Origin of the sequence: Streptomonospora arabica (genome assembly GCF_039531585.1) — a bacterium.
GTDB lineage: Bacteria > Actinomycetota > Actinomycetes > Streptosporangiales > Streptosporangiaceae > Streptomonospora > Streptomonospora halophila.
Window position 1 is genome coordinate 266,084 of sequence record NZ_BAAAQI010000006.1, and the last position, 12,667, is coordinate 278,750.

The following is a 12,667-nucleotide window of genomic DNA, read 5'->3' on the forward strand; positions in this document are numbered from 1 at the left end:
CGTTTCACGCATGCGGCTCAGCGACGACACCGAATTCAGCGAGCACGTCTCCCACACCCTGGCCGGAATCAACGGAGTCCAGGCCGTCGCACTCGGCGGCTCCCGCGCCACCGGAACCCACACCACCGACAGCGACTGGGACTTCGCCGTCTACTACCGCCACCGCTTCGACCCCGAGGACCTGCGCGCCGTCGGCTGGCCGGGCGAGGTCTCCGAGATCGGCGGCTGGGGAGGCGGCGTGTTCAACGGCGGCGCCTGGCTGGAGATCGACGGACGAAGCGTCGACATCCACTTCCGCGACCTCGACGACGTCGAATACCGCATCGCCGAGGCCCGCAAGGGACGGTTCGACGTCGAGCTCCTGCCCTTCCACCGCGCCGGGATCCCCACCTACCTCGTCGTCGCCGAACTCGCCCTCGACGAAGTCCTGCACGGAGAGCTGCCCCGCCCGGAGTTCCCCGAGGAACTGCGCCGCCTGGCCCCGGAGCGCTGGTGGACCCAGGCGAAGTTCGAGCTCGCCTACGGACGCAGCGCCTACGCCCAGCGCGGCAACCTCACCGGCACCGCCGGGGCCGTCGCCACCGCGGCGACCCAGGCCGCCCACGCGGTGATGGCCGCCCGCGCCACCTGGGTCACCAACGAGAAGCGGCTGCTCGAACGCGCCGGCCTGCGCCACGCCGACGACGTCCTCGCCGGGCTCGACACCGAGCCCGCCACCCTCATGGCGGCCGTCGACGCCACCAACCAGCTTCTGGAGAAGGCGGTCACCGAAGCGACCGACGGCTGACACGGGAGGCGTGCCGCGCGAAGCCGCTCGGCACGGCGGGGAGCGGCTGCGCTTCACGTCCCAATAGCGGGTGCGGCGTAGCCGCTCGTTAGTGTTTGCGACGCTTCTTCATTAAAAAAATAGGCACCTTTACAACGTAGATTTATTCGAGACCGCAACGGCCTGGCGCGGGTCGCCCGCGTACCGACGGATCCGCTCCCGGAATCGGTCCGTCCCGCGCGCACCGCGAGGTCGTCGCCGCCTCCCCCACTCCCCTGCGCTCCGCCTGCGCAGCCGGTCCCCTCGCCCGGCGCGCCCGGGATCTCAACCGCGCCGGCGCAGGTACTCCTCCAGTTGGGCCGCCCCGGTGAGCATCGCCCGCCCGCGGTCGGACAGCCGGCGGTGCCAGTCGTGCAGCGTGGCCTCCAGCGGCTCAAGCCCGCCGGCCGACCGCACCTGCTCGATCAGCGGGGCGATCTGCTCCAGCAGGTAGTCGCCCCTCCTCAGCTGGCGGACCAGCCGCGCGTCGCGTACGTCGCCCTCGTCGTAGACGCGGTAGCCGGTCAGCGGGTCGCGGCGCGGGCGCACCAGACCGGCGCGCTCCCACTGGCGCAGCGTGGCGGGCCGGATGCCGAGGCTGCCCGCCAGCGGCCCGATGAACGTGCCGCCCGACCCGGAGACCGCACGGGGCCCGCCCGCCGCGCCGGGCTCCAGGTCGCGCAGGGCGCTCTCCACGGCCTGGAGGGTCCGGCGGTCCTCGAGCAGTCGGGCGTGGCTCTCGTCGAGAAGGCGGAACGCCTCATCGGCCGCACTCTCGTTCACCGCCCGCATGATCGACGCCGCCGCCTGGTGGCCGTGGCCGGGCACCAGGGCCAGGAACGCGCGCAGGGCCTGGGCGTGCAACGGGGTGTAGACGCGGTAGCCGCTGGGCGTGCGAGCGGCGGCCGGAAGGATGCCGTCCTGCTCGTAGTTGCGGACCGCCTGCGTGGACAGACCGTGCCCGCGCGCCAGGTCGACCGGCCTGAGTCGATCTGCGTTTTGAAGGTTTTTCGCCATCGTCCTGCCAGTGTCGCGATAAAGTTTCAACCGAAAGTTCAACGATACCGTTGAGGTATGGTTGATTGCTCCAAAGACACCGCACCTGCCGTCGAGGCGTCCGCCGTGATGGCGCAGCTTGCGGCCCGGCCGCGGCTGCTCGCGCTGGGCGAGCCCACCCACGGCGAGGACACCCTCCTCGACATGCGCAACGGCCTCTTCCGACAGCTCGTCGAGGAGGAGGGCTACCGGACGATCGCGCTCGAGAGCGACTGCATGAAGGGCCTGGTCGTGGACGACTACGTCGCCTCGGGCGTCGGCACCCTCGACGAGGCCATGGAGCGCGGATTCAGCCACGGGTTCGGCGCCTCCGCGGCCAACCGCGAACTCGTGGGCTGGATGCGCGCCTACAACGACGGCCGGCCCGCATCCGAGCGCCTGCGCTTCGCCGGTTTCGACGGTCCGCTGGAGATCAGCGGCGCCGCGAGCCCCCGTCAGGCCCTCACCGCACTCCACGGCTACCTCGCAGCCCGGGTGGACGCGGATCTGCTCCCCTGCACGGCGGAAACGCTCGGCCGCCTGCTCGGCACCGACGACCAGTGGTGTGACACCGCCGCGATGACGGACCCGGCCCGGTCCGCGGGGCGCTCGGCCGAGGCCGAACGGCTGCGTCTGCTCGCAGACGACCTCGCGGCCCTGCTCGGCGAGCAGACGCCGCACCTGATCTCGGCGACATCGCGGGACGCGTGGGAGCGGGCGCGCCTGTACGCGCGCACCGCGACCGGCCTGCTGCGCTACCACGCGTGGATGGCCGACACCTCACCGGGCCGCATGACGCGGCTGGTGGGCCTGCGCGACCGGATCATGGCCGACAACCTCCTGGCCGCCGCCGAACGGGGCCCGACCCTCGTCCACGCCCACAACCTCCATCTCCAGCGGAACAAGAGCGCGATGCGGATGGGCGGCCTGCCGCTGGAGTGGTGGAGCGCCGGCGCGCTCGTGAGCGCCCGCCTCGGCGAGGAGTACGCCTTCCTGGCCACGGCGCTCGGCACGATCCGGCACCAGGGGGTCGAGACCCCGCCGCCGGACACCGTCGAAGGCCTCCTGTACGCGCTCCCGGGGGACCACTGCGTCCTCGGCGCCGCCCGGCTGGCGGCCACCCTCGGCTACACGCGGCCCGCTCGCCGCGTGTCCCCCTACTACGGCTACTTCCCCGTCGACCCCGCCCATCTCGACGGCAACGACGGGATCGTGTTCGTCAAGGACGTCCCGCGGAGTTAGGCCCTGTTCAAGGAGGTGCCGTTGGGAGGCCGCGCAGCCATGTGTCGATCACGGCGCTCTGGACCGCGGCCTCGTAGCGCAGGGCGAGCTCGTCGTAGCGCGTGGCCACCGCGGGGACCTGTTTGAGCGGCCCCGCGCCGCACTCCACCGCGTGGCGGTCCCGCTCGGCCCGGGCGTCGAAGGCGGGCGGACGGCCGCCGGCCGGTTCCCGGGCCTTGCGGTGGGCCCGCCGGTCGGCGGGTTCGGCGATGGTCGCGGGGATCCTCCCGCGCCGCAGGCAGGCGCGGATGCCCCGGGAGGAGTAGGCCATATCGGCCGGCACCCGGTCGGGCCGGGCGCGTCCTCGTCCGTCGGCAGGGGCCCCGCCCCGGCTCCTTCCCCGGCCGTGCGGAGCAGCAGCGGTCCTCATCGCCGCCCCGCGGCGGAGAAGCGGCGCTTCGCGCCCCGGGCGCGGGGCGCACCCGAGTGCGCCGCCCGCAACGGACAGAGCCGTCAACAGCGCCCTAAGCAGCGTCGCCGCTCCGTACCACCGGGCCGCTCGGGCGAGCGGGAGGCTGCACCCGCCGGCGCCCCGGCCGGCTGGGGGGGTCTTCCGCGATGCCGCGCGGTTCCGCAGGCACGGTCAAAGCCGGGAGCCTGAGCGAGTTGGGGTGGGTCGCAGTCGCAGGGGGTGGCATGCCGCGTTGTGGTGAGCTCACCTGGGGTTGGCTTCCTCTACACCCACCTTTACAACGTAGATTACTTCTGTGAAAACCCGTTGCGCCGCGCCTGAGCCCGCGCATAGCCTCATACGCACTATGGGAGCCTTCCACGCCATCGTCGACCGCCGGAGCACGGTCCGGTGGTCCGCGGCGCTGCTCGTGCGCCGTCCCCGCCGGTCCGCGTCCCCGGACCGGTCGACACACACGCTCGGCTGAACGACCGCCGAGCCCTTCGCCGCCGCGCTGACAGCGCGCCGCGCCGGCGCGTCCGCGCGCCTTCTCCGCATCCCGGTCCGGGGCCCGCCACCTGTCCTGATCTCCATCGGACGGGCGGCCCGGCCCCCGCGCTCGCCGCCGCCGTGCGGCCGTTCCGTGCTGTGCCCGCCGCCCGTCCCGTCCGCCGGCCCCCCGGGCCGGCTGGAGCGGAACGCCCCATGGCACGAAACCGGCACGTGCGACCGGCCGGCACCGACGGCCCGCGCCGCGGCACCGGCCCCGTCCCCGCGCGGCAGCGCCGCCGCGCCTACTCGCAGAACTTCCTCATCGACACCGGCGTCGCCCGCCGCGTGGTGCGCGCATCCGGTGTCGGCCCCGGCGACGACGTCGTCGAGGTCGGCGCCGGAGAGGGCATGCTGACCCGGTACCTTGCGCCGGCCTGCGGCCGGCTCACCGCCTACGAGATCGATCCGCGCCTGGCCGAAGCGCTGCGCTTGCGGTTCGCCTCGACCGTGCGCGTCGTCCCGACCGACTTCCGCCGCGCCCGAGCGCCCCGGGAGCCGTTCCACGTGGTGGGCAACATCCCCTACTCCGCCACGGCCGGCATCGTGCGCTGGTGTTTGGCGGCGTCCGGGTTCCCGGCCGCCTCCGGCAGCGACACCGGGCGGCCCGCCCTCGTCTCGGCCACGCTGATCACCCAACTGGAGTACGCGCGCAAGCGCACCGGCGGCTTCGGGCGCTGGAGCCGGCTGACCGTGCACACCTGGCCCCTCACCGCCTGGTCCACGGCCGGACGCGTGCCCCGCGACCGCTTCCGGCCCGTGCCCGGCGTCGACTCGGCGATCCTGCGGCTGGTCCGCCGTCCCCGTCCGCTGGTGCCGCGCAGTGAGCTGGAATCCTACCGGGAGCTGGTGGACCTGGGGTTCTCCGGCGTCGGGGGCAGCCTTCGGGCGTCGCTGCTGCGCGCCCATCCCGCGCGGCGGGTGGACTCCGCGCTCTCGGCCGCCGGCGTCGCGCGCTCGGCGCTGGTCGCCGAGGTCTCCCCCGACGGGTGGATCCTGCTGCACACGCGCCTGAACGGACGGGCGGCGCACCCGGGCGCCCGCTGAGCCGGCGGCCGACCCGGTGCGCCGCCGGGCTCGCCGGGCCCGTCGCACCCGGGCGGTAACGTCTGCGGTGCCGAGACGCGTAAGGAGGGGCGGGCGTGCTGATCCTGCATGGCCGGTGGCGGACCGCGGCGCCCGGCCGCCGGGCCGGTGCCGTGCTCTGGGCCGAGGACGGCGCCCTCCCCTCCCCCGCCGCCGGGCCCCGCCCCGCGTCCCCGGCACCCGACCACCCTTTCGCCGCATCGGCGGAGCGGCTGCTCGCGGCCGCGGCCGCGCTCGCCGGCGGCGCCGCGGCGGCCGACTGCGACACCGGTACGGCGGAACTGCACTTGCCCGCATCGGACGGCGCTCCCCTGCGCTCCACGGCGTCGGGCACGCACGGGCGGCCCACTCCCCCGCCCGGCGCCGACGACGCGGACGCGGACGAGGCCGCAAGGTGGGGCACCTGGCGGGTGCCCTGGCTGCAGTTGCCCGCCGCGCACGCACCCCCGCTGCTCGCGGCCCTGCGCTCGGCCCCGGCGGGCGGCGTGCCGAGCGGCGGCGACGCGGTCGCCGCCGGCCCGGGCCCGGCCCACCTCGCCGCCGTCGACGCCTTCGCGGAACGGCTGCTGGACGCCGGCCGGCTGCTGCCGCGCCTGGTGGGCGAACCGCCGCGGGCGCTCTGGCGGCCGGTGCTCACCGAGGCGGACACCGAGCACTTCGCCGCACTGGTGGCGGCGCTGCCGCCGTCGGCCGCCGACGACGCCCAGCCGGCGCGCACCGCCGTCTACCGGGCCCTGGGCGACCTGCTGGACGCCCGGGCCCGCTCCCGGTTGGCGGGACCGGCCGAGCAGGGAGGCCACCGGCTGACCGCCGCGCTCACCGGCGACGACGCCCGGTTGCGGCCCGGCGGCGACACCGCCGACCGCCGCCTGGCCGCCCGGCTGAGCGCCTGGCACACCGCGGCCCAGCGCGAGGCCGCCGCGGCCCGGCTGGTGTTCCGCCTGGTCGAGCCCGATCCCGAGGACCGAGCGAGCGCGGCGGGCCGCGAGGAGTGGCGGGTCGAGTTCTGGGTGCAGTCCGGCGCCGACCCCAGCCTGCAGGTCTCCCTCGCGGCGCTGTGGCTGGGCGAGGGCGCCGACCGCCTGCCGCTCGGCGTCGAGTCGGACATGCTGGCCGACCTCGACCGGGCCGCACGCCTCTACCCCGCGCTGCGCGAGGTCCTGACCGAACCGGCGCCGGCCGCGCTGACCCTGGACACCGGCCGGGCGTACGCCTTCATCCGCGACACCGCCCCGCGGCTGAGCGCCGCCGGGTTCGCCGTGGTGCTGCCCGCGTGGTCGGGCCGCACCTCCCTCGCACTGCACCTGACCGCTCGCGAACGCCCCGGAGGGGGCGGAATCGGCGCCTCCGACCTGCTGGACTTCTCCCTGGAGGCCGTCTGCGACGGCGAGCCCGTCGACACCGCCGAGCTCGCCGAGCTCGCCCGGCTCAAGCAGCCCCTGGTGCGGCTGCGCGGACGCTGGGTCGAGGTCGATCCCGCCCACCTGCGCACCGCGCTGGCCTACCTGCGCCGGCGCGGCAGCGGCACCATGCGCCGTGAGGAGGCGCTGCGCCTGCTCGTGTCGCCGACCGCCGCCCCGCTGCCGGTGGCCGACGTCGACGCCGACGGCGCCCTGGGCGAGCTGCTCAGCGCCGGAACCGACTCCCGTATGGCGCCGCTGGAGCCGCCCGAGGGCTTCACGGGCAAGCTGCGCCCTTACCAGAGCCGCGGCGCGGCGTGGCTGCGCTTCCTCGGCGAGCTGGGCCTGGGTGCGGTGCTGGCCGACGACATGGGGCTGGGCAAGACCGTGCAGCTCCTGGCCGTGCTGGCCGACGAGCGCCGTGCCGGAGCGGCCGAGCGCCCCGGTCCGACGCTGCTGGTCTGCCCGGTGTCGCTGGTGGGCAACTGGCAGCGGGAGAGCGCCGGGTTCGCCCCCGCGCTGGCGGTGCACGTCCACCACGGCCCCGCTCGCCTGCACGGCAACGCGCTGGCCCGGGCCGCGGGCACTGCCGACCTGGTGGTGACCACCTACGGGACGGTGCTGCGCGACGCCGACGAGCTCGCCGCCATGCCCTGGCACCGGGTGGTCTGCGACGAGGCCCAGGCGCTGAAGAACTCCGGCACGCGCCAGGCCGCGGCGGTGCGGCAACTGCCGGCGCGCACGCGCATCGCCCTGACGGGCACCCCGGTCGAGAACAACCTGGACGAGCTGTGGTCGGTGATGGAGTTCGCCAACCCGGGCCTGCTCGGCTCGCAGCAGGCGTTCCGCGACGGCATCGCTTCCCAGGTGGAGCGGGCCGCGGCGGCCGCCGACGGCGCCGCGGAGCCGGACGCCGGCGGCGACAGCGCGGCGCACCTGCGCCGCATCACCGGCCCCTTCATCCTGCGCCGGCTCAAGACCGACAAGGCGATCATCTCCGATCTGCCCGAGAAGCTGGAGAGCCGCGCCTGGTGCACCCTGACCCCCGAGCAGGCCAGCCTCTACCAGGCCGCCGTGGACGACATGACCGAGCGCCTGGCCGACGCCGAGGGCATCCGGCGCAAGGGCGTGGTGCTGGCGGCGATGGCGCGGCTGAAGCAGGTCTGCAACCACCCCGCCCAGTTCCTCGGCGACGGCTCGGCGCTGGCCGGGCGCTCGGGCAAGCTGGAGCGCCTGCGGGAGCTCTTGGAGCACGCGCTGGCCGCGGGCGACAAGGCGCTGTGCTTCACCCAGTACACCGCGCTGGGCGCGCGGCTGGCTCCGTACCTGGCCGAGTGCCTGGGCTGCGAGGTGCTGTGGCTGCACGGCGGCACCGCGCGCGCCGAGCGCGAGGAGATCACCCACCGGTTCCAGACGAGCCCGCGGCCGCTCGTGCTGCTGCTGTCGCTGAAGGCCGCCGGCACCGGGCTGAACCTCACCGCCGCCAACCACGTGCTGCACATCGACCGGTGGTGGAACCCCGCGGTGGAGGACCAGGCGACCGACCGCGCCTTCCGCATCGGCCAGCGCCGCGACGTGCAGGTCCGCAAGCTCGTATGCGTGGGCACCCTGGAGGAGCGGATCGACGAGATGATCGAGCGCAAGCGGCGGCTGGCCGCCACGGCGGTGGGCACCGGCGAGGACTGGCTCGGCGACCTCTCCACCGCTCGGCTGCGCGAGGTCGTGCGGCTGGCGCCCGAGGCGGTGGGGCCGTGACCGCGGGGCGGGGACGCGCGGAGTGGGTGGCCCACCGCCTGCGCGGGGCGGTGGAGCGCGACGGCGACCCGGGCCGCGTCGAGCGCGGCCGCGGCTACGCCGCCCGGGGCGCGGTGTCGGCGGTCGCGGTGCGGCCGGGCGAGGCCACGGCGCGGGTTCAAGGATCGCGGGCGCGGCCCTACCGGGTCAGTGTCATCACCCCCGTGCTGGACTCCGGAGAGTGGGCGGCGCTGGCCGAAGCGCTGGGCACCCAGCCGGTCTTCCGCGCCGCGCTGCTGGCGGGCGCCTTCCCGCAGGAGCTGGAGCGGGTCTTCGGCGTCATGGGACTGCGGATGCTGCCGGGCGGCCTGGACGATCTGGTGCTGAGCTGCTCGTGCCCCGACTGGGGGCACCCGTGCAAACACGCCGCGGCCGCGCTCTTCGCCCTGGCCGAGACACTGGCGGCGGACCCGCTGCTGCTGGTGGAGTGGCTGGGGCGGCCGCGCGGTGAGCTGCTCGCGGAGCTGCGGCGCCACGCCCGCACCCCGGTCCTTGCCGAGGACCCGGCGGCGGCCTGCGCCGAACCCGACCCGCCGGGCGTGCGCGACCCGCACCCCCTCCGGGGGCCCGGGGACTTCTGGCGCGCTCCGGCGCTGCCGGAGCCGCCGCGGCCGGACCCCGCGCGGCCCGCTGCCGACCTGGCCGAACCGCCGCCGGCGGCCGAGGACGGCACCGGTGGAGGCGGCGGCGCCGACGACCTGGCGGCGCTGCTCGCGCCGCTGTACGAGCGCATGGCCCGCGCGCGCGGCGGGCTTTGAGGCCCCCGCCTCGGTCAGTCGGCGGTGCCCGCGGCGGCCGAGAGCGTCTGCAGCACCTCGACGGCCCGCTCCCCCTGCCCGGCCGCCACGAACAGGTGGTCGTGGTGGTAGCCGGCGACCACGTTGCAGGCCAGGCCGGCCTCGGCGAGCGCCGCCGAGACCGCGCTGGTCAAACCGACCGCGTCCAGCGTCGAATGCACGAGCAGCGTGATCCAGGCGGCGGCGAAGCCGTACTCGAGCCCGGCGGCCTCGGCCTCGGCACGGGTGCAGACCACGGTCAGCCCTTCGTCCTCGGCGACGGTGACCGCCGGACGCAGCCCGCGGGGCAGGGCTTCGGCGCGGGCGAAGACGTAGGTACCGGGCCGCAGCCGCGGCTCCAGGCCGGCCAGCATGCGGCCGAGGTCGCGTTCGTGGGCGGGGGCGGGCATGCGGCTTCCTCTGCGTGGGGCCGGGCGGCGCCGCCCGGGCGGGGGCGGGCGGTTCAGCGCGACCGGTCGGGGGTGTCGGCGGGGCGGATCCGGAACGCCTGCAGCCGGGTGTTGTAGTACTTCTCGGTCTCGCCGACCCATTCCATGCCCAGCCGGCGCGCCGTGGCGATGGCGCGGGTGTTCTTGGGGCGCGCCACCGCGAACAGCTCCTCGACGCCCTGGCCGAAGGCCCACTGGACGGCGGCGCGGCCGGCCTCGGTGGCGTAGCCGTTGCCCCACGCGTCGGGGCGCAGCTGCCAGTTGAGCTCGAAGTCCTCTTCGAAGGGCGGCAGCAGGCGCAGCGAGAGGCCGCCGATCAGGTCGCCGTCGCTGCTGCGCACGATCGCCCAGCGGCCGGCCGGCGGAACGAGGTTGGGCTGGGCCTCGACCCAGGCGTGCAGCACCGAGCGCATCGCCTCGGTGTCGCGGACGGTGCGCATCTCCGGTGTCAGCCAGCGTGCGACCTCTTCTGCGCCGTAGATCCGCAGGGCCGCTTCGGCGTCGTCGGTGCTCCAGTCGCGGATCGTCAACCGCTCGGTGTGCACCTCAAGGCTCGGGGTCATATCGGGCATGCTAGCCAAGACCGTCCCAGTACTACCGTGCGCCGCGCCATGGCGGCGGGCGCGGGGCCGTTCGCAGAAGGGCCCGGACACGAAGCGGGGGCCGCGCCGGTCGCCCGGCGCGGCCCCCGGCCGCGTGCTTATGCCGCCAGGACTCAGAGGCCCTGGACGTTCTCGGCCTGCGGACCCTTGGGGCTCTGCGTGACGTCGAACTCGACGCGCTGGTTCTCCTCAAGGTTGCGGAAGCCGTTGCCCGCGATGTTGCTGTAGTGGACGAAGACGTCCGGGCCGCCGGCGTCCTGCTGGATGAAGCCGAAGCCCTTTTCGCTGTTGAACCACTTGACGGTTCCCTGCGCCATGGCGGATCTCTCCATTCCGAGATCGGTCCAGACCCGCACCCTGCGGCGTCTGGGGGTGCCGCGAACCTTTCTCTGGAATGAAAAACGCCCGCTGGTCAAAAACTCCGCGGGCGATCGTACGTGGATCATGCGAAATCAAGACTGCTGCAACCCGAAACCCAGGTTAGCACCCGGCCGGGGGGTGTGGGGAGTGTGCTGTGTCACGCGGGGGGCGGCAGCGGCGGCCGTGGCGCCGCTGCCGCCCCGGGGAGCGCGTATCCGCTCCGGTGGCCGGCCCCGCGGCCTCAGCGGCGCCGACCGCTCACCAGCCGGGCGAGGTCGCCGAGGCCGCTCCACCGTCCCCACGCGATGAGGCCGACGATGACGCCGAGGATCACGGGGGTGGCGGCGTTCTCGCCGCCCATGTAGGTCAGCTGGACGATGAACGCGCCGATCATCAGCCCGATGAAGCACAGGCCGGCGAGCGCGGCCAGGACCGGGACCATCAGGGCGATCCCGCCGGCGAGCTCCAGGACGCCGATCGTGTACATCAGCCAGGCACCGGACCCCATGTCCTCGAAGATGTCAAGGGCGTAGGGCGACGCGGTGAGCTTGGGCACGGCGCTGGCGAAGATGAAGAACAGGCCGGTGAGGACCTGCAGCACCCACAGCGCGATGTGCACCGCGCGGCGCGGGCGGGCGGTGGCGGCACGGGGCTCGGACCCCGGCGGAGTGCGGACCGGCTCGGACATGGGGACCTCCTGGCTGGGCGGGTCGTCGCAGGGGTAGACCGCCGGGGCCCGCCGGAGTCATCGCCGCCGGAGCCCCGAATCGGCGCGGGCGGCGGACGCGGAGATCAGGCCGGCTGCGGGCCGAGGTGGTCGGGCAGGCCGAACAGCGGGAACATCCGCTCGGTGTCGAGGTAGTTGGTGATGCCCACGATGCTCTCGCCCGAGGTCTCGATGACCTGCAGCGCCCACGGCTCGAAGGTCCCGCCGGGGCCGCCGGGCCGGTACTGGCCGAAGGCACCCGTGCCGTTCGCGGAGACCGGGACGAGCCGGGAGCCGCGGCAGCCGTGGCCGGGCCCGGTCATCCAGGCGGCGATGGCGCGGGTGCCGCGCAACCACAGCGCGTAGGGCGGCATCGACATGGCGGCGTCCTCGCGCAGCAGCGACGCCAGCGCGTCGAGGTCGTAGTGCTCGAAGGCGTCGACGTAGCGCTTCAGCAGCGCCTGCTGGGCGCTGTCGTCGGGCCGCAGCGGGTCGGTGGTGTCGGCGTCGCCGACCGCGGCCATGGTGGCCCGCGCGCGCTGCAGTGCGCTGTTGACCGAGGCGACCGTGGTGTCGAGCAGGTCGGCGACCTCCTGGGCGCGCCAGGCCAGGACCTCGCGCAGGATCAGCACCGCCCTCTGGCGCGGGGCCAGGTGCTGGAGCGCCGCCACGAACGCCAGCCGCACCGAGTCGCGTAGCGCCACCTGCTCGGCGGGGTCGTCGAGGGCGGGAAGCGCGCGGTGGTCGGGGAACGGCTCGACCCAGGTGTTCTCGGGGTAGACGGGCCCCAGCACGGCGTCGGTGCCCTGGGCGGGCCCCATGTCCATCGGCCGCGCGCGGCGCGAACGGCCGTTGAGGATGTCCAGGCAGGTGTTGGTGGCGATGCGGTAGAGCCACGACCGCAGCGATGAGCGCCCCTCGAAGCGGTCGATGCTGCGCCAGGCGCGCACCATCGCCTCCTGGACGGCGTCCTCGGCCTCGAACGCGGAACCGAGCATCCGGTAGCAGTAGCCGGTGAGTTCGACGCGGTAGGACTCGAGCTTCAGCTCGATGTCCTCACCCCCCGCAGCGGGGGCCGCAGCGGAGTCCTGCTCTGGTGTGGCGGCGAGATCGCTCATTTACTGGTCCCTTGGAGAGAGCCGAACACGCAGGTCACCGCCGGCGCAGGCGGTGGGCCGCGCGGTCTCCGCTGTGATTATCACCATCCTCACGCTAGCCGGGGGGTGTGACAAGAGCGGAGGATGCGCCCTCGCGGCGGTCCCCGCGGACCCGGTCGAGTGCGCAACGCCCGCAGGTGCGGCGGATGCCGTCGCCCGGTGCCGCAGGAGCGGTAGGGGCATTGGTGAAAGGCTTACCGAAACAACGACCTTTACACCGTAGATTTCTTTGGACTCCCGGGAGCGCTCCGCTGCCGCGGTCGCCGCGGGCGGGGT

Annotated in this window: 12 protein-coding genes; 5 read left to right on the plus strand and 7 right to left on the minus strand. The window is 74.8% G+C overall.

Translation table 11 applies throughout. The features are described 5' to 3' along the window. Positions 1-10 precede the first annotated feature (10 nt). Positions 11-787 (plus strand): nucleotidyltransferase domain-containing protein, encoded by a 777-nt coding sequence (locus ABD284_RS13160; RefSeq protein ID WP_344143188.1) that lies wholly within the window; start codon positions 11-13, stop codon positions 785-787. Positions 788-1,090: 303 nt separating this feature from the next. On the opposite strand, the gene ABD284_RS13165 is transcribed toward ABD284_RS13160, so the two are convergent. Beyond that, positions 1,091-1,822, minus strand: a complete 732-nt coding sequence (locus tag ABD284_RS13165) for a TioE family transcriptional regulator (RefSeq protein WP_344143190.1) — start codon at positions 1,820-1,822, stop codon at positions 1,091-1,093. Between the two features lie 57 nt (positions 1,823-1,879). On the opposite strand from ABD284_RS13165, the gene ABD284_RS13170 reads away from it, so the two are divergent. Then, entirely contained in the window at positions 1,880-3,082 is a 1,203-nt protein-coding gene (locus ABD284_RS13170) for an erythromycin esterase family protein (RefSeq protein WP_344143191.1), read from the plus strand. 7 nt (positions 3,083-3,089) lie between these two features. Here the strand turns inward: ABD284_RS13170 and ABD284_RS13175 are convergent, their stop codons facing one another. Next, positions 3,090-3,392, minus strand: a complete 303-nt coding sequence (locus tag ABD284_RS13175) for a hypothetical protein (RefSeq protein WP_344143192.1) — start codon at positions 3,390-3,392, stop codon at positions 3,090-3,092. 825 nt (positions 3,393-4,217) lie between these two features. On the opposite strand from ABD284_RS13175, the gene erm reads away from it, so the two are divergent. From erm to ABD284_RS13190, 3 genes are all read left to right on the plus strand, one after another. Beyond that, positions 4,218-5,108 carry an ErmE/ErmH/ErmO/ErmR family 23S rRNA (adenine(2058)-N(6))-methyltransferase gene (erm, locus tag ABD284_RS13180; protein WP_344143193.1) on the plus strand — a complete coding sequence of 297 codons (891 nt, stop codon included), beginning with the start codon at positions 4,218-4,220 and terminating at the stop codon, positions 5,106-5,108. A gap of 95 nt (positions 5,109-5,203) precedes the next feature. Further along, entirely contained in the window at positions 5,204-8,302 is a 3,099-nt protein-coding gene (locus ABD284_RS13185; protein WP_344143195.1) for an SNF2-related protein, read from the plus strand. Further along, entirely contained in the window at positions 8,299-9,099 is an 801-nt protein-coding gene (locus ABD284_RS13190; protein ID WP_344143197.1) for an SWIM zinc finger family protein, read from the plus strand. Before ABD284_RS13185 ends, ABD284_RS13190 begins: the two co-directional genes overlap by 4 nt. A 14-nt stretch (positions 9,100-9,113) precedes the next feature. Here the strand turns inward: ABD284_RS13190 and ABD284_RS13195 are convergent, their stop codons facing one another. The 5 genes from ABD284_RS13195 to ABD284_RS13215 form a co-directional block, all read right to left on the minus strand. Continuing rightward, positions 9,114-9,527, minus strand: a complete 414-nt coding sequence (locus tag ABD284_RS13195) for an ACT domain-containing protein (RefSeq protein WP_344143198.1) — start codon at positions 9,525-9,527, stop codon at positions 9,114-9,116. A 53-nt stretch (positions 9,528-9,580) separates the two neighbouring features. Beyond that, the gene (locus ABD284_RS13200) at positions 9,581-10,129 is read right to left on the minus strand and encodes a GNAT family N-acetyltransferase (protein WP_344143199.1); all 549 of its coding nucleotides are present in this window, start codon (positions 10,127-10,129) and stop codon (positions 9,581-9,583) included. Positions 10,130-10,281: 152 nt separating this feature from the next. Further along, positions 10,282-10,485 carry a cold-shock protein gene (locus tag ABD284_RS13205; protein WP_311545090.1) on the minus strand — a complete coding sequence of 68 codons (204 nt, stop codon included), beginning with the start codon at positions 10,483-10,485 and terminating at the stop codon, positions 10,282-10,284. Positions 10,486-10,769: 284 nt separating this feature from the next. Then, positions 10,770-11,216: a DoxX family protein gene (locus ABD284_RS13210; protein WP_344143200.1), complete on the minus strand. Its 447-nt coding sequence runs from the start codon at positions 11,214-11,216 to the stop codon at positions 10,770-10,772. A gap of 104 nt (positions 11,217-11,320) precedes the next feature. Continuing rightward, a complete protein-coding gene (locus ABD284_RS13215; protein ID WP_344143201.1) occupies positions 11,321-12,352 on the minus strand; it encodes a sigma-70 family RNA polymerase sigma factor in 1,032 nt (343 codons plus the stop codon). Between the last annotated feature and the right edge of the window lie 315 nt (positions 12,353-12,667).

Bases quoted from the DNA above. Each gene is read 5' to 3' on its own strand.
- ABD284_RS13195 (WP_344143198.1), bottom strand. From the start codon at position 9,527: ATGCCCGCCCCCGCCCACGAACGCGACCTCGGCCGCATGCTGGCCGGC.
- ABD284_RS13175 (WP_344143192.1), bottom strand. From the start codon at position 3,392: ATGGCCTACTCCTCCCGGGGCATCCGCGCCTGCCTGCGGCGCGGGAGG.
- erm (WP_344143193.1), top strand. From the start codon at position 4,218: ATGGCACGAAACCGGCACGTGCGACCGGCCGGCACCGACGGCCCGCGC.
- ABD284_RS13170 (WP_344143191.1), top strand. From the start codon at position 1,880: ATGGTTGATTGCTCCAAAGACACCGCACCTGCCGTCGAGGCGTCCGCC.
- ABD284_RS13210 (WP_344143200.1), bottom strand. From the start codon at position 11,216: ATGTCCGAGCCGGTCCGCACTCCGCCGGGGTCCGAGCCCCGTGCCGCC.
- ABD284_RS13205 (WP_311545090.1), bottom strand. From the start codon at position 10,485: ATGGCGCAGGGAACCGTCAAGTGGTTCAACAGCGAAAAGGGCTTCGGC.
- ABD284_RS13200 (WP_344143199.1), bottom strand. From the start codon at position 10,129: ATGACCCCGAGCCTTGAGGTGCACACCGAGCGGTTGACGATCCGCGAC.
- ABD284_RS13160 (WP_344143188.1), top strand. From the start codon at position 11: ATGCGGCTCAGCGACGACACCGAATTCAGCGAGCACGTCTCCCACACC.
- ABD284_RS13215 (WP_344143201.1), bottom strand. From the start codon at position 12,352: ATGAGCGATCTCGCCGCCACACCAGAGCAGGACTCCGCTGCGGCCCCC.
- ABD284_RS13165 (WP_344143190.1), bottom strand. From the start codon at position 1,822: ATGGCGAAAAACCTTCAAAACGCAGATCGACTCAGGCCGGTCGACCTG.